The organism is Rhizobium beringeri (genome assembly GCF_004306515.1).
Classification (GTDB): domain Bacteria; phylum Pseudomonadota; class Alphaproteobacteria; order Rhizobiales; family Rhizobiaceae; genus Rhizobium; species Rhizobium beringeri.
This window is the reverse complement of sequence record NZ_SILG01000001.1, coordinates 1,888,274-1,903,822: the sequence shown is the minus strand read 5'-3', so window position 1 is coordinate 1,903,822 and position 15,549 is coordinate 1,888,274. Positions and strand designations below refer to the sequence as shown.

Annotated in this window: 12 protein-coding genes and 1 pseudogene; 5 read left to right on the top strand and 8 right to left on the bottom strand. The window is 62.4% G+C overall.

The genetic code is table 11. The annotated features are described in order from the left end of the window. Positions 1 to 103 precede the first annotated feature (103 nt). Positions 104 to 764 (top strand): annotated as a pseudogene (plsY, locus tag ELH03_RS09695) (glycerol-3-phosphate 1-O-acyltransferase PlsY). A 52-nt stretch (positions 765 to 816) separates the two neighbouring features. Here the strand turns inward: plsY and ELH03_RS09690 are convergent. Beyond that, a complete protein-coding gene (locus tag ELH03_RS09690; protein WP_128405640.1) occupies positions 817 to 1,728 on the bottom strand; it encodes an agmatinase in 912 nt (303 codons plus the stop codon). A 216-nt stretch (positions 1,729 to 1,944) separates the two neighbouring features. Here ELH03_RS09690 and ELH03_RS09685 point away from each other — a divergent pair, with 216 nt between their 5' ends. From ELH03_RS09685 to ELH03_RS09675, 3 genes are all read left to right on the top strand, one after another. Continuing rightward, positions 1,945 to 3,111, top strand: a complete 1,167-nt coding sequence (locus ELH03_RS09685; protein ID WP_130766256.1) for an MFS transporter — start codon at positions 1,945 to 1,947, stop codon at positions 3,109 to 3,111. Between the two features lie 115 nt (positions 3,112 to 3,226). After that, the gene (locus ELH03_RS09680; RefSeq protein ID WP_128411410.1) at positions 3,227 to 3,715 is read left to right on the top strand and encodes a MarR family winged helix-turn-helix transcriptional regulator; all 489 of its coding nucleotides are present in this window, start codon (positions 3,227 to 3,229) and stop codon (positions 3,713 to 3,715) included. Continuing rightward, positions 3,715 to 4,395 carry a GNAT family N-acetyltransferase gene (locus ELH03_RS09675; RefSeq protein ID WP_128411416.1) on the top strand — a complete coding sequence of 227 codons (681 nt, stop codon included), beginning with the start codon at positions 3,715 to 3,717 and terminating at the stop codon, positions 4,393 to 4,395. The genes ELH03_RS09680 and ELH03_RS09675 overlap by 1 nt, the downstream gene beginning before the upstream one ends. Before the next feature lie 10 nt (positions 4,396 to 4,405). Here ELH03_RS09675 and ELH03_RS09670 read toward each other — a convergent pair whose 3' ends face one another. Together ELH03_RS09670 and ELH03_RS09665 are read right to left on the bottom strand one after the other, a co-directional pair. Continuing rightward, positions 4,406 to 5,644 carry a trypsin-like serine peptidase gene (locus ELH03_RS09670; RefSeq protein WP_130766255.1) on the bottom strand — a complete coding sequence of 413 codons (1,239 nt, stop codon included), beginning with the start codon at positions 5,642 to 5,644 and terminating at the stop codon, positions 4,406 to 4,408. A 499-nt stretch (positions 5,645 to 6,143) separates the two neighbouring features. After that, a complete protein-coding gene (locus ELH03_RS09665) occupies positions 6,144 to 8,990 on the bottom strand; it encodes a M16 family metallopeptidase (protein WP_197729989.1) in 2,847 nt (948 codons plus the stop codon). A gap of 302 nt (positions 8,991 to 9,292) precedes the next feature. On the opposite strand from ELH03_RS09665, the gene ELH03_RS09660 reads away from it, so the two are divergent. Further along, positions 9,293 to 10,261, top strand: coding sequence for a substrate-binding domain-containing protein (locus tag ELH03_RS09660; protein WP_128411408.1), 969 nt, complete (start codon positions 9,293 to 9,295; stop codon positions 10,259 to 10,261). A 71-nt stretch (positions 10,262 to 10,332) separates the two neighbouring features. Here ELH03_RS09660 and ELH03_RS09655 read toward each other — a convergent pair whose 3' ends face one another. Genes ELH03_RS09655 through ELH03_RS09635 form a run of 5 tightly spaced genes read right to left on the bottom strand, consistent with a single transcriptional unit; the run spans position 10,333 to position 15,469 of the window. After that, on the bottom strand, positions 10,333 to 11,598 hold the full coding sequence (locus tag ELH03_RS09655) for an ABC transporter substrate-binding protein (protein ID WP_128411407.1): 1,266 nt from the start codon (positions 11,596 to 11,598) through the stop codon (positions 10,333 to 10,335). A 26-nt stretch (positions 11,599 to 11,624) separates the two neighbouring features. Continuing rightward, complete coding sequence (locus tag ELH03_RS09650; RefSeq protein ID WP_130766253.1) at positions 11,625 to 12,461, bottom strand: carbohydrate ABC transporter permease; 837 nt, start codon at positions 12,459 to 12,461, stop codon at positions 11,625 to 11,627. Beyond that, the gene (locus tag ELH03_RS09645; RefSeq protein WP_130658887.1) at positions 12,458 to 13,381 is read right to left on the bottom strand and encodes a carbohydrate ABC transporter permease; all 924 of its coding nucleotides are present in this window, start codon (positions 13,379 to 13,381) and stop codon (positions 12,458 to 12,460) included. Before ELH03_RS09645 ends, ELH03_RS09650 begins: the two co-directional genes overlap by 4 nt. Beyond that, entirely contained in the window at positions 13,374 to 14,642 is a 1,269-nt protein-coding gene (locus tag ELH03_RS09640; RefSeq protein ID WP_128411404.1) for an ABC transporter ATP-binding protein, read from the bottom strand. Before ELH03_RS09640 ends, ELH03_RS09645 begins: the two co-directional genes overlap by 8 nt. Beyond that, entirely contained in the window at positions 14,639 to 15,469 is an 831-nt protein-coding gene (locus ELH03_RS09635; protein WP_128411403.1) for a metallophosphoesterase family protein, read from the bottom strand. Before ELH03_RS09635 ends, ELH03_RS09640 begins: the two co-directional genes overlap by 4 nt. Between the last annotated feature and the right edge of the window lie 80 nt (positions 15,470 to 15,549).

Sequence of the window (15,549 nt, the reverse complement as noted above, 5' to 3'; positions counted from 1 at the left end):
GCGTGGCATCGAGGGCGCGAGCAGTGTAAAGCGTGTTCCAGCGGCTGATGGCGGTGACGACCAAATGATGACTGCCTGAAAATAGAGCGTCGAGGTGACTCCCATGGTTTTCTGGATAGCGGGTGCGGTTGGATTGGTGATCGCTTATCTCTTCGGTTCCACACCCTCGGGCTATCTGGCGGGCAAACTGCTCAGGGGCATCGATATCCGGGAGCATGGCTCCAGATCCACCGGAGCAACGAACGTATTGCGCACGCTCGGCAAATGGCCTGCATTGGTGGTGCTTCTGGTCGACGTCTTGAAAGGTGTGGGCGCAGTCGTCTTTGCCCGCTGGTTTTACCCTTGGCTCTCGACAGTCTCATCGGGCACGCCACCGACAGCGCTTGATCCGCAAAGCTTAGAGCCTTGGGCTGTTTGCCTGGCGGGACTTGCCGTGTTGTTAGGGCATGGCCGTTCGGTCTGGCTCAACTTTACCGGAGGCAAGTCGGTTGCCACGGGGCTCGGCGTGTTGCTGGCGATGTCATGGCCCGTAGGTTTGGGCGCTGTGGCGGTTTTTGGCGTTGCACTGGCGGCCTTCCGGATTGTTTCGCTGAGTTCGATGCTGGCGGCGTTGACGGCCATCGCTCTCGTCTGCGGCTTGGAACAGCCGCTGCCCTATCGGCTGCTGGTGATCGCAGGCGGCATTTACCGTGATTGCCCGCCATCGCACCAACATTCGGCGGCTACTGGCCGGGACGGAGTCTCGTTTGGGCAAGGTCGCCTAGAAGCGAAAACGCACCGCACCATGCACTGCTTACTGCCAGAGGAAGCAGGATTTCAATCTTGCCGGACGATGGCGCCGACCGCATTGACCAGAAGGCGCGCGGCGGTCAGGGCCGACAGGCCGTCAATGTCGGCAGGAGGATAGAGCTCGACAAGGTCGAATCCTGCGATTCTGGCCCGCCTGCCGAGGCCCGCGATCAGGTCGATCACCTCAGTGTAGGTAAGGCCGCCGGGCGTACGCGCCGCCACGCCCGGCATGATGCTGGGATCGAGGCTGTCGCAGTCGAGGGTGACGACGACCCGCGCTCCTTGCGGAATATGCCGGAGAGCGGCTTCGGCCCCCTCGGCATGAATCTCTCGGGCGGTTACGAAGCGGCTGCCGTAGGCCCGCGCCGCTTCGATGTCGGCGAGGCGTGCGCTGCCGACGCTGCGGAGGCCAACCTGGACCATGCCGGCGACATGCGGCATCTCGCTCGCCCGACGCATCGGGCTCGAATAGCCGTGGCGCTCGCCATGCACCTCGTCGCGCCAGTCGATATGGGCGTCGATCTGCAGGATCCAGACCGGCCCGTGATCCGCAAAGCCGGCGAGGAAGGGAATGGTCACGGAACAATCGCCGCCGACCAGGATCGGCGCGGTGGGCATTGACAGGACATCGCGCGTCTTCGCCTCGATCCGGGCTCGGTTGCCGGCATTGTCATGCAGGGTGGTTGGGATGTAGCCGGCGTCGATGCAGGAGACCGGCCTGCCACCGAACAGCGGGCCGCCGAGATCGAAATCCCAGTGCTCGACGAGCCCGGCATCTTCCTGGCTCGCAGCGCGGATGGCATCGGCGGCCAGGGCGTAGCCGCTGCTGTCCTTGCCAGGATAGGTGCTGCCGTGAGCGGCTGCGAAGATCACCACACGGGGCAAACGCCCATCGGCGAGGCGATCGGGAAGGTCGAGAAAGGAAAGTGAGGCGGTCATTTCCTGTAGTCCTGATGATGTCCGGCTGAAATTGCGGTGGTGAGGGCTCGCGGTCGGGGCAAAATGCGATGCTGACCTGTTTAGTCCCTTTGGACGTTTTTGAGAACTTTTTGGGAAAACTTAAGTACGACGCTCCCCTCCTCCTGCAGAATTCATCCTCTTTGACGTTGAGGCTCCCCGGCCCCTCAAACCATACGGTCTGACGAGGACATCTGCATGACTGCCGAAAGCATCACATCAGCGCGCGCGGATCGGATCCCATGGGCCGCGATGGCGGGCATCATCGCGACCGTCACGGTATTCGCCGTGGCACAGGGGCTGACCTATCCGCTGCTCAGCTTCATCCTGGAGCGGCAGGGAACGACATCGGGCCTGATCGGCCTGTCGGCGGCTATGACGCCGTTGGGTTTTATCCTATCCGCGCCCTTCATACCGGCGCTGTCGCGGTGTGTGGGCGGGGCGCGGCTGGCGATCCTGTGTTCGATCCTGGCCGCCCTCACCCTGATTACGATTGCCTGGATGCAGGAGATCTGGGCCTGGATGCCGCTGCGCTTCCTGCTCGGTTTCTTCGCCAATCCGCTTTACGTGATCAGCGAAACCTGGCTGATTTCGATCACGCCGGCGCCGCGCCGGGGCCGGATCATGGGCCTCTATTCATCGATCGTTTCGGGTGGCTTCGCCATCGGCCCGTTATCGCTCGGCCTCGCCGGCACCGAGGGCTGGCCGCCCTTCATGATCGGCATCACGGCCTTTGTTCTCTGCGGCCTGATCGTGCTTGCCGTCGCCCCTCGACTGCCTGAGATGCCTAACCAAGGCGAGGCAACATCGGTCGGCGGCTTCTTCGCACTGGCGCCGCTGCTGTTGTTTGCGGTCTTCACGGCTGCCGCCTTCGAGCAGATCCTGCTTTCACTGTTCGCGGTCTATGGCTCCGCATTCGGCAGCGCCGAGGGACGCATCGCGTCGCTCATCACCTGCTTCATCGCCGGCAATGCCGTGCTGCAGATTTTGCTCGGGCGCGTGGCCGAACGGTTCGGCTCGACGCGGACCATGTTATTCTGCATCCTGGCTTGCCTGGCCGGCTGCCTGCTGCTGCCGTCGGTCTTCACCACGTGGCTTATCTGGCCGCTGCTTTTCGTCTGGGGCGGGGTCTCGTTCGGGATCTACACCCTGTCGCTGATCCAGCTCGGCGAGCGTTTCACCGGCCAGGCCCTGATCGCCGGCAACGCGGCCTTCGCCTTGGTATGGGGCATCGGCGGCATCGGCGGCTCGCCCGCGACAGGACTGGCGATGCAACTGATCGGACATCAGGGTTTGCCATTTTCCCTTGGCTTGCTCAGCTGCGTGCTGGCGGTGTTTCTGATGGCCAGAAAATGTCGGGGCTGATCGGGACATTTGCTCGTGCCGCCCTTCCCCTGGCCTCATCTGCCGACCACCTTCGAAGAATTGTAGTTTAATGCATAACATGTTATATAACATCCAATGCAAATGGAGAGTCGGCATGGTCGAGGATGTGGTCCGGACGCTGGGGTTTCTATGCATGGGCAGCCGGCTGCGTCGCATCGGAGAGCGACTGCAGGCCGATACGCAACAGGTCATCGATGAGGCCGGTCTCGGCATCCAGGCCGGCCAGTATCCGTTCCTTGCAGCAGTCGACCGAGCCGGGCCGCTGACGATCGGCGAGCTTGCGCAGGCGGTGGGCATCACCCAGCCCGGCGCAACGCGGACCACCGGCCAGCTTCTCGAACTCGGTTACGTCGACATGCGGCCGGCGCCGGACGATCAGCGTCGCAGGCTGGTCTCGCTGACCGCCAAGGGACAGGACCTCGTCGATCATTCGAAGAAGGTGATCTGGCCACGCATCGCCGCCGCCGTTGCCGATCTCTGCGGCGATCTCGACGGACCGATCCTCGAGCAGCTGGCCGCCATCGAGGATGGGCTTGCGGCGGCGCCGCTTGCGCGCCGCAGCCCTGTCAAGGAGGAAACATGATGAAACATATTCTCGACCGGCCGATCTGGAGCGCGCTGGAAACCGCACATGCCGATCTCGCAGAAGGCAATGAGAACGCACGGCGATACCCGCCGTCCATCGTCCCCTTTGCGGCGTCCGCCGACGATGCGCCGGAAAGCCTCGACGCCCTGGAGGAGCTCCCGGCGCCGGAGGAGAGCATGATCCTCGTCGAGGCGGGACCGATCGCCATTCCACCGGGCCTGGCTATCGTCACAGAGGCATCGGTGGTCCAGATGGTGGCCGAGCGGCCCCATGAGAGGATTTCAGATCCCCGTATCGAGCCCCTGACGGAGACCGATGCCGCCGACATGCTGGCGCTGGCGACACTGACCAAACCCGGGCCGTTCACCCTGCGAGCCCAGAGCCTCGGCAGCTTCTGGGGGATCAGAAGCGAGGGCCGCCTGGTGGCGATGGCCGGGCAGCGGATGCGGCAGACTGGCTTTGCCGAGCTTAGCGGGCTTTGCACCCATCCCGATTTCCAGGGGCGCGGCCTCGGCACCCGGCTCTTCCGTTTCGTCGCCGGCGAAATCGCATCCACCGGCGACACGGCCTATCTGCATGCCTATGCGGCGAATACCTCGGCCATTTCCCTCTACGAAACGCAGGGCTTCGCTCTTCGCTCGGAAATGAACATGCGCGTGGTCAAACGCCGTTCGTGAGCAGCGCCTACTAGTCCCAACTGCGCCGAGCCCACAACACGATCTCCACCAACCCGTCACCGCCGGCTGCGCAAGACCACGTCTCATCGCCGCCGGCAGTCCAATCTATTTCGTAGCCAGAGTGCACTCCGATTACGCAGGGGTTGTCTGTACCGAACCACGCAAAAAGAGGAGAGCCAGAGGCTCCGGATGCTTCGTCGGCGTCGTTTTCTACTTGCGTTGTGTCGTATGTTTCGCCGTCCAACACAATATCGTCGCCGTCGTCATCATCACGGACGCTGATACCGTGCTGCGCCGACATGCCAAACTTGCTGCGATCGTAGGGGAACCCCGCCATAGTCCAGACTGAGAGGTCCTCCCAGTCGGAGTCGTAAACCCGAGCACCAAAAAAACCGAGGCTGTCACCGACCCGATCGGCTAGTTGGCATAGCTGCAGATCGTTGCCGGAGTCCGAATGCCACCAGCGCCGGCGCGTTACCCAGGTGATCATTCCCGGCCCGAAGACTGACTGGTTGGCCCAACAAGCCGGGATCACCTTAATCGCAAACATTCCACTGCCGAGCCGGCCATCTTCGAAGGCGTGGCCGGAAGTCAGGAGAATTCGGCTGCCCACGAGGAATCCAGTTGCGTAGCTTCCCGAATTGACCCAAGTCCCCGTCGCGTCAAGGGACCACTTCTCCAGCTTGCAGACGGCCGTGTAGGGGTAACGGGTCGGCCGAAGGAAGTCGCGGGACTCGCCGTCGAACACGGTCGAATGATTGTCCCCATCTTGCGTCAAGACCACCGTAGTAGAGAGGCTGACACGACCGCCGCTTGCCGACACTCCAAAGCGCCGAGTTCCCAAAGCGCGCAGCACGCGCGGAAGATACGCTACTGGTATGCCTCGTGGGCGAAAAGCGTCGGCTGATGCCGAGCGGACGCGCTGGGATAGACGTTCCCTCCCAAGAACTCGTTTTCGGCCAAGAACTCGGTTTTGGCGCAATTCGGCGCGCTCCGCCGGCGTGCGCGCAATCGTCGTGCCGGCAGCGTCTTCCTCATCCGCGACAAGCACCCCCTGGAAGATCGGAGAGGATGAATGAAGCTTAAAGGCACGCCCCTCCTGTTTGACAGAGACTTCGCCCGTGGAAAAAAACGCGAATGCATTCTCGTTGACATGTCCCCATGGCCTGGCATCGTCTTCGATGTTTACCTGATCATCGAGATCAACAAGTTCAGCAGTGCTGAGGGGTCTTGTTCCTTCCGCATCCATTGACAGTCCTCCCAAATACTTGGCGCCGGTTAGTTCGCATTTATTGGAATTGTCTGAAAAGCAATGCTGCCGGCGGATGCGCCTACCTGCACGCGCCCACCGAGATCAGGACCAAACCAAGACGAGGCCGATCGTTCCTGCCGCTCAGTTCGAGCGCATCGGGCACGTTGTCGGCATCGCTGACACAACGGTCCGATGACACATGTAAGGTGATGCGATCGGGAAAACGGGACTGATAGCCGCTCAACCCATGGTTTTCTTTCGAGGTTAAGATCACCAGGAAACAACCCAGAAGTCAAGAGCTGGAGGGCATCGATCGGCTATTTTGCCATCGGAATCGAATGCCGCGCCCGCCGATCAAGAAGCTCCTTCAGCGCGTTTTTCTGGTCGTTAGACCGCCGAATGGAGGCAGCCGGAAGCTGAGCCTCCGGCCGGACTGGGCAGAGCGGGCCTCCGATCTGACTGGCCGCCACGATGAAGCGCAGCGGTCGACCCGAACCTATCGTACCACCGCCGGCAGCACTTCGAATTTCCAGAACTTTTCCGGGCTCAAATAGGTCGCGGCAAACGCGCGGATATCCCCGGCGGTGACCTTGCCGTAGCCGCTGAGACTATCGCGTATCCGGTCTAAACGACGCGAATCCTCTTGGGCGTGGTGCAGGTATGCGATCCAATATTCGTTGCTCTGCTGCTGATGCTTCAATGTCTCGACGATGGGTTCCCGGGCGCGCGCGAGCTCGTCTTCGGAGACATCATGCGACCGCAGATCATTGGCGGTCTCGTCGACAAGTGCATAGAAGCGCGCAACCTTTGCCGGGTCGGTCTCGACGTAGAAATATGCGTAGCCGTAGCCGGGAACTCCCCTTGACAGGTCAACGTCGCCCTGCACGGCATAGCTTGCGCCTTCTGCAATGCGAAACTGGTCGATCAGCCTGTTTTGGAAAATCTGCACGGCGATATTGGCGGTGAAGGAGCGCGGCAGATCGGAGAGCAAATCGCCGATGGAAGCCCCTACTGCGGCGGCGGCATTATCTGCCCTACCGCTATGGGTCTGCAAAACGGGCTTCTCGGTCGTCGCCGGAAAACGCACTTCGTCCCGATCGTTGCTCGACGCCGTCTCCGGGCGCGGCGGCAATGCGCCAAAGGTTTCAGCCGTCAGCCGGATTGCGTCGTCCACCGTTACGTCGCCGACGATGGTGATGTCGATCGGGCCATTGGAAACCATAGGCCGGAACAGCGCCTCGAATTCGTCTGGCTTGGCGGCGGACAACTGCGCGCGGTCGGGGAAGGTCCAGCGCGGGTCGCCGGAATGCACGAGACCTGCGAAATCGCGGCTGAAAACGCCACCGGGTGACGCGTCATACTGATCGAGGCCGCTCAAATAGGCCTGCTGCACACGCTTGAATGCCTCGGGGCGATAGGCGGGATCGGAGGTGTATGCGCTCATCAGCTGCAGCTGCGTCGCAAGATCTTCAGTCCGTGTACGACCGTCGAACCGGAAGGAACTGTCGCCGACCGAGAAGTCGACGCCGACAATGTTGGCCGTCAGCGCTTTCTGTATATCCTGGTAATCCATGGCCTTTACGCCAGACAGCACGACGGCCGGGGATGCCCAGATCGCGGCGGAACGGTCGTGCGGCAGGTCCAGCCGACCACGGCCGATATCTTCGCGCACCAGCACTTCGTTGGCACGCAGCCTGGTTGGCTTGACGGTAAGCCGTATGCCGTTGGAAAAGCGCACCATGGTCAAGCCGAGATCTTCAACCGCACGGCGTTCGACCACAGCGCCCGGTTCGCCGAAATGGGTGTAGGGCCAGGCGACGTCAGTTGCACCTGATGGTGCCGAGACGGCAGTGGCATTTGAAGCGTCATAGACTTGCCGAACCGTGTCGGCTCCACCCTCAGGTGATTGGTCCGCCTGTAGCACGACCTGCGGACCGTTGCCGGAGAAAGCACGCTGCAGGGCCCGATTGACCTCGTCCGCCGTGACGCCGTTCGTCATCGTTTCGAACATCGAGAGGTCTTCGGCGGGCGAGGTGAAGACTTGATCGTCATCGACGCTCCTAGCCAGCATGGAAGCAATGTCGGTGGTCATCCGCGTCGCGGCTCCGGCCGCAGCAGCCTGCAGGGCCGAGCGATATTCGCGGATTTCGCGATCGATCTCCGCCTGCGCAACGCCGAACTCCTGGATCCGGCGCTGTTCCTGGTCAATGGCCGTGAGCGCCGCCTGCCATTTGTCCGGCTCCGAATTCGCCGCGATCAGGACGACATGGGCGGAATCGAGGAGATCCTGGGAGCCGACGTCCGCACTGATGAAAGGGGCATTCGCCTTGCTGGCGATGGCGCTCACCCGACGTTTGAGCACCAGGAAACCGAGATCCTCAATAAGCCCAGCGCGGCGCTTGGCGAAGGTGTCAGGCGCGGCGTCATAGGGACGCGTCCAGGCGATCTGTATGCTGGTCATGCCGCCGGGAACGACGATGACCTCGGCGCTTTCGCCCTTCGTCACAAGCGCGCCAAGATCCGCTTTTGTCGGCGCCGGATCCACGGCCTTCCAGTCGCTGAAGCGCTGCCGGATTTCGACTTCCATGGCGGCGGGGTCGATATCGCCCACCACCATCAGCGTTGCCCGATCGGGTCGGTAATTGGCCCGGTAATAATCACGGACGAGGTCCACGGGCGCATTGCTGATAATGTCGGCTTTGCCGATCGGCGCGCGCATGATCGCGCGCTGGCCGGCGAGCAGCGAATTCATGATTCCGAGTGACGCACGATACTGCGGCGTGTCGCGCAACCGCTCCTCCGACAGGATGACGCCGCGTTCGCGATCAAAGGCGCTGGCATCGAGGGTCAGTTCGCTCGCCGTCTCTCGCATCAGCATCAGGCCCGTCGAAATTGTGTCTGCATCGACCTCGGGCAGATCGAGCGCATAGACGGTCTCGTCATAAGAGGTATGGGCATTGGTGTCCGGTCCAAAGGCCAAGCCCTTGCGCTGCAAGATACGGATCATCTCCCCTTCGGCGACATGTGTCGAACCCTTGAAGGCCATGTGCTCGAGAACATGCGCCAGGCCCTGCTGGTCGTCGTTTTCGTCGAGCGAACCGGAGCCAATGCGAAAGCGGATAGCTGCCTGTCCGGGCGGCGTGACATTGCGCATGATCGCAAACCGCATACCGTTGGCGAGCGTGCCAAAATGCACGTCGGACTCGGCTTGGATGTCGCTTTGCGTTTGTGGCCAGGGCACGGACGGGGTGTCCGCATAGGCTGGCAACGCGAAGTTTGCGACAAGCGAGGCCGTCGCAAAAAACCACCACGCCGTGGAGCATTCCATTTTTTTGTCAGACATTCTTGTCCAGGTGATGAGAATGAAGAGGGTAGATGGCGTCAACCTGACTATTCCACAGGTTGCATTCCCCGGCAACTTCCATGTGTGTGAATAAATAAGAAGTCGATAACTCTGCCTAGAACAGGATGATTTTAGGCCCGGTCGGCCTAAAATCTGAATCCTGTTCTCAATTAAAGAGTTAGAGCATGATGTCGTCCGAAAACCGCTCACACTTTTCGGCATCATGCTCTGAGTGTCAGATCATTGTCATCGAACCCGCCTAAAGGATTGCGCCTCGATGCTGTCACCAGGAGGCGCTTTCGATGGCGACATTGGAGCAGGTCGCGTTCCGGGCAGGATGCTCGCTGGCGACTGCAAGCCGCGTGCTCAACCGCAACGGCCCCGCCAGCGACCTGATGGTGCGCAAGGTGCGCCGCGCGGCCGCAGAACTCGGTTATTACTCCGCCGGCCGGCTCGGGCGCAGGCCCGTGGTCGGCGTGCTGATCCCGAGCATCACCAATCCGGTCTTTGCCTCGTCGCTGTCAAGCATCCAAAACCGCATGCTGGTGGCCGGCCACGGCGTCTTGATCGCCCAGTCGAATTACGATCCGGCGCGCGAGGCCGATGCCGTCGCCGCACTCTTGAACGACCGGCCGACCGGGCTGATCCTCACCGTCTGTAACCCCTCCACCAGCAAGGCGCTGCTTGCGAAGCTCCCGCCGACCGTGCTGCTCAACAACCTGCCGACGGCGCAGTTTCCGGCGGCCGTCACCGCCGACAATCGCGGCGCGGGCCGCGAGATCGCGACATTCCTGGTCAGCATGGGCCATCGCCGCATTCTGTTTCTCTCCGGCAATTTCGCGGCCTCCGACCGTGCTCATCTTCGCTACCGCGGTTATCTCGACGCCATGGCGGAGAACGGGCTGACACCCCTCGATGCCGTGCAGATCCCCTTTGTCAGCGGCTATGACCAGCTCGATCTTGGCGTCACGATGAGCGCGCTTGCACCGACGGCGATCATCGCCTCCAACGATCTGCTGGCACTCGGCGTCATCGGCGCGCTGAAGCGCGAGGGGCTGTCGGTGCCTGGGGATGTTTCAGTCGCCGGCTTCGACGGCATCGCCATCGGCCGGCTGATCGATCCGCAGCTGACGACCATCGAAATGCCGGATGCCAGCATGGGGGCGACGGCCGCCTCGCTGCTTCTCGACATGGCGGAGAATGCCGCGCCCGCCCGCCATCTCTACGTCGCCTATACGCTTCGTCGCGGCGGCACGGTGCGCGCCATCTGATGCTTGCGAAACAGGAAGGCCGCCACACGCTCGGCGTAGCGGCCCTGCCCTGTTCTCAGTAAGGAAGACGATCAGCTGCGCGGCAGCATGTCCTCGACGTCAGCGGCTGCGTCGTCAAGCGCTTCCTTCGGTTCGGCCGACTGGTCGACGATGCGCGAGAGGTTGTCGACGATCGTCTGCGTGACCTTGACGCCGTTCGAGCCGGGGAAGGCATACCACGGGATCATCACCGGCATCTGGCTGAGGCCTGCCTGGAACAGCGGGTTCTGCTTGTAGAAGTCGCCGAGATAATCGGCCGATTTCGCGGCGAGCTCGTTGTTCGGGACATAGCCGGTGCCGGGGACGACGACCGAGGCGCCGTAAGGGCCGGCGGCGAATTTGGCAAACTTCCAGGCAGCATCCTGCTTGGCGGCGTCATGCGTCAGGATGACGACGGCGTTGCCGCCGGTCGGCAGATGTCCGTTCACCGGATCGATCAGCGGGATCTTTGCTGTACGCAGATCGAACTTGTTGCCGACATTCTTGATCGTGTTGCGCAGCGCGCCTGTCGTCTGGAACTCGAAACCGACCTTGCCGGCTGCAAAAGCCTGTTCGCCGGCGGCCTTGGTGAACACAGGCATGCCGCCTTCGGTAACCAGGCGATGCAGGACCTCGACGGCCTTCTGGCCTTCCGGACCGTTGAAGGCGACCTTGCTTTCGTCGTCGCTCAGCATCTTGCCGCCGGCGCCGAAGAGCAGTGCCGAAAACATCCAGTCATCGCCCTGCCAGCGGAAATCGATGCCATCGACACCATTGCCGAGAGCCTTGATCTTGCCGCCGAGCGCGATGACCTCATCCCAGGTTTTCGGCGGATTTTCAGGGTCGCCGCCGGCCGCCTTCACGAGATCGGCGTTGTAATACATGATCGGGTTAGAGGTCGCGAAAGCCAGGCCCACCTGCTTGCCCTTGACCTGGGCGAGCTTGAGGATCGTGTCGGAGAAGCCCTGCTCGGCCATGTTGCCGTCCTTCTGGACGAGCGGACCGAGGTCAACGGCGACGTCGCGTTCGTCGAGCATGCGCAGGCGGTTGAGGCCGATGAAGGTGATATCGGGCATTTCGCTGGTGCCGACCTGGCGAAGGATCGTCTGGATGCCTTCTTCATAGGTGGCCGACGGGCTGGCGAACTGGATCTTGATATCGGGATTTTCTTCCATGAACTTCTTCGAGATCGTGTCCATCACGTCCTTGAAGAAGCCCGGCATCGGGTAATGAACCGTCAGCGTCGTCTCGGCGTGCGCGGGAAGCGCGATTGCCATCGAGACGGCCGCTGCGGCGAGAAGCTGGGTGATATGTTTCATCGCTCGTTCTCCTGGGTTGAAACCGGTCAGCCTTTGAGACCGGTCATGGTGATGCCCTCGACGAAGCGCTTCTGCGCAAGCAGGAAGGCGATGACGAGGGGAAGGGTAATGATGAGGGTCGCCGCCATCAGCGCGCCGTAGTCGTCGCCGGCCTCGGCGGCGCGGAAATACATCAGACCGAGCGGCGGCGTGGCGTAGTCCTGCTTGCTGATGACGATCAGCGGCCAGTAGAGATCGTTCCAATGGGCGACGACCGAAAAGATGGCAAAGGCGGTGACCGCCGGCCAGGCATTCGGCACGATGACGCGGGCGACGATGCCAAGTTCCGACATGCCATCGAGACGCGCGGCATGAATCAGATCGTCAGGCATGGCGCGGAAGAACTGCAGGAACATGAAGATCGCGAAGACCGAAATGGTGAAGGGCGCGACAAGGGCGGCATAGCTGTTAAGCAGCGCGGCGCGGTCGAAGGCGACATAGAGCGGCAGCGCGGTCGCATGGATCGGCACCAGCAGGCCGAGCATCACCAGCACCATCATGGCGCGGGCAGCGCCGAAGCGCAGCTTCGCCATGGCGTAGGCGCAAGGGATCGCCACCAGCACCTGGAAGAAGAAGATCAGCCCGCAGACGACGACACCGTTCCACAAGAGCTGCGCCATCGGCACCCGGCTCAGGGCCTTGGTGAAATTCTCGACATAGGTCAGGTGCGCTGGGATCAGCGACAGCGACGAGGTGAAGACGTCGCTTTGGGCCTTGCCTGATGTCGAGATCATGAAGACGTAGGGCGACAGGAAGATCATCGCGCCGAGGGAAAGCAGGGTCAGGCGGATGATCCTGCCGAGGGAAAGAGCGCTCGTCATCATGTGTAATGCACCCGGCGATCGAGAACGCGGTACTGCAGGAACATCAGCACCACCAGGATCAGCAGAAAGACCACCGTCATCGCCGAGGCATAACCGACGCGCAGATAGACGAAGCCTTCCTGGTAGATCGTGAAGAGCAGCACTTCCGACGCCTTGTTCGGGCCGCCGTCGGTCAGCGTCTTCACCGTTTCGAAGACCTTGACTGAATTGGTGATGCTGATGGTGATGACGAAGAGCGTCGTCGGCCCGAGCATCGGCCAGGTCACCAGCAAGAAGCGGTCGAGGGAGGATCTGGCCCCATCCACTTCGGCGGCCGCGTAAAGCTCGCGCGGGATCGCCGTCAATCCGGCGAGGAACAGCACCATGTTGAAACCGGCCGATTGCCAGACGCCGATGATCGACAGGCTGTAAAGCACAGTGCCGGAGCTGCCCAGCCAGTTCGGGCCGGGAAGCCCGACGAGGGCGAGCAGTGCGTTGACCGGGCCGATTGTGGGGTGGAACATATATTGCCAGACGGTCGCCATGGCGACAATCAAGGAGGCGACCGGCAGGAAATAGGCGGTGCGGAAGAAGCTGCGCGCCTTAGTCTCGCTCTCGATCAGCATGGCAATGCCGAGACCGAGAAGGATCGAGACGGGTGCGACGATCGCGGCATAGACCGTTGTATTCCAGAGCGACTTGCGAAACGTCCGGTCAGTGATCAGGTGCGCGTAATTCTCGAAGCCAACGAAACGGAACTTGCCGTAGCCGAGTTCGAAATCGGTGAAGCCGAGCAAGATGACGGCTGCGACCGGCAGAAGCACGAAGAGAAACAGCAGGGCCATCGCCGGCAGCACCAGCATCCAGGCGATGCGGGTCTCGCTGCGCCGATGCGCAACGGCGGCATCGTGTGGCACGGCCATGGAGACGATGCTAGCCATGCGCCCTCTCCCGCTGGGCATCGCTTGCAGCGAGCCCGGCATCGCCTATTGCGAGCCCGGCATTGCCACTGGCAAGCCCGACATCGTTATTGGCGAGCGCGGCATCGGCGGCGCCGAGCCCGGCATCACCAGCAGCAACGCCGCCGGGCAGCCGACTGCCGTCCTCGGCAAAGATCAGGGTACGGCCGGGCGAAAGCCGCAGCCCGACCGGATCGCCGGCAACAAGGCCGGAGGCTTCGGCCGGTTGAACCTTGGCGACGATAGTCTCGCCGATCGCTTCGAGCCGGCAATGGAGGATGACTTCGGAGCCCAAGAATTCGACGCGTTCGATCCGGGCGGCAAGGCCGTCATGCCGGTTCCTGGAAAGAAAGACGAATTCGGGGCGAATGGCGATCGTGACCGGCATCTTTCTGTCGGGTGCATTTTCAAGCGTCAGGCGCAGGCCGCCGCAGAGAATGACGCCGCCTTCGGCAAAGGCCGGCAGCAGGTTGATGCGCGGTTGGCCGATGAAGCGGGCGACCTCGATATGGGCGGGATCGTCATAGATGACCTCAGGGCTGGCGATCTGCAGCAACTTTCCGCCCATCATCACGGCGACGCGGTCGGCCATCGACAGCGCTTCCGCCTGGTCATGAGTGACATAGAGCGTCGGCACGCCGGCGCGGCGATGCAGGTCGACGATCTCGCCGCGGGCGTGGACGCGCAGGTTGGCGTCGAGGTTGGAGAGCGGCTCATCCATCAGGAAGATGCTCGGCTGGCGCACCATGGCGCGGGCAAGCGCCACGCGCTGGCGCTGGCCGCCCGACATCTGGCCGGGCTTGCGGTCGAGCAGGTGGTCGATCTTCAGTGATGTCGCCATATCCCTGACGTCGCGGGCAATCGCCGCACGGGTGGCGCGCTGGCCCGGCATCAACGACCCAATGAAGGGCAGCCGCTGCATTCTCGACAGCCGGCGCATCGCTAAGGGCACGGCGATATTCTGCGAGGCCGTCAGATGCGGATAGAGCGCGTAGGACTGAAAGACCATGGCGATGTTACGGTCGGCTGCCGGAACGCCAGTCATGTCCTGCCCGCCGATCAGGATCTCGCCGCGGTCGGCATGGTCGAGGCCGGCAAGGACGCGCAACAGCGTGCTCTTGCCGCAGCCGGAAGGGCCGACCAGCGCGATGAATTCGCCGGCGGCGACTTCCAGGCTGACGCCATCGAGGATCTGGTTGCCGCCGAAAGCCTTGGCGATGCCGCGAAGCGAGAGCGCGCTCATTCGACGGGTTCCCGCTGCTTCACCGCCTGGGGATAGACCTCGTGCACGACATCGTCGAGCACATGTGCGGTCATGCCGGGAACGGCAACGATCGTACTTTCGACCGAGGTATCGAATTCGTGGACGACCGCACCGATCAAGCGTTCGCCCGGCATCTCGCGCTCCATCTTGTCAATGATGAAGGCGGCCGACGGACCCCATGTCAGCTGGGTGTTGTCGAAGCGACCCTGCCAGGCCCAGTGGAGGTGGCCGCTCGCAAACAGCGCCACGTCATGAGCCGCGATCAGATCATAGAGCCGCCGGCGCTGAGCCGGGCGAACGCTCCAATATCCGGTATCGCCTTCGTCGGGGGCATCGACGAAGAGCGGCTTGTGCGCGAAGAGTGCGACGCGCCGCCCTGCCCTGTCAGAAAGCGCCCGGTGGAGCCATTCGAACTGAGCCTCCTCCTCGTCATCCTCATGACCCAGAAGCAATGAGTTCAATCCGATGAAGCGCCAGCCGGCCGCATCCTCCAGCCAGCGGTCGTCACCGGCAAGGCTGCGCCAGCGGGACAGCCGCTCGGCATTGACGGGCTGGTCCGATCCCTTGAGGTGGCCGACATCGTGATTGCCGGGGACGATCAGCATCGGGATCGACACCTGGCGCATCAGATCCATCGAAAAGGTGATGTCGTCGTCCTTGTCGGCACCGTCGACGGTGAGATCGCCGGTATGGACGATCAGGTCGGCGCCGGTCTCTTCGATCCAGGTCAGAAGCGGCGCCCAGTTGCCGTTGAAATGCGGCTTGTCTGGGCTGAAGTGGGTGTCGGTGATCTGAATGATTTTCATGGGCGCGTCTCCGAGACGTCGGCAGCGCGTCACCCGCGCCCCCTTCTCGTGCCCTCTCTAGAAGGCTCCCATGTCAATCA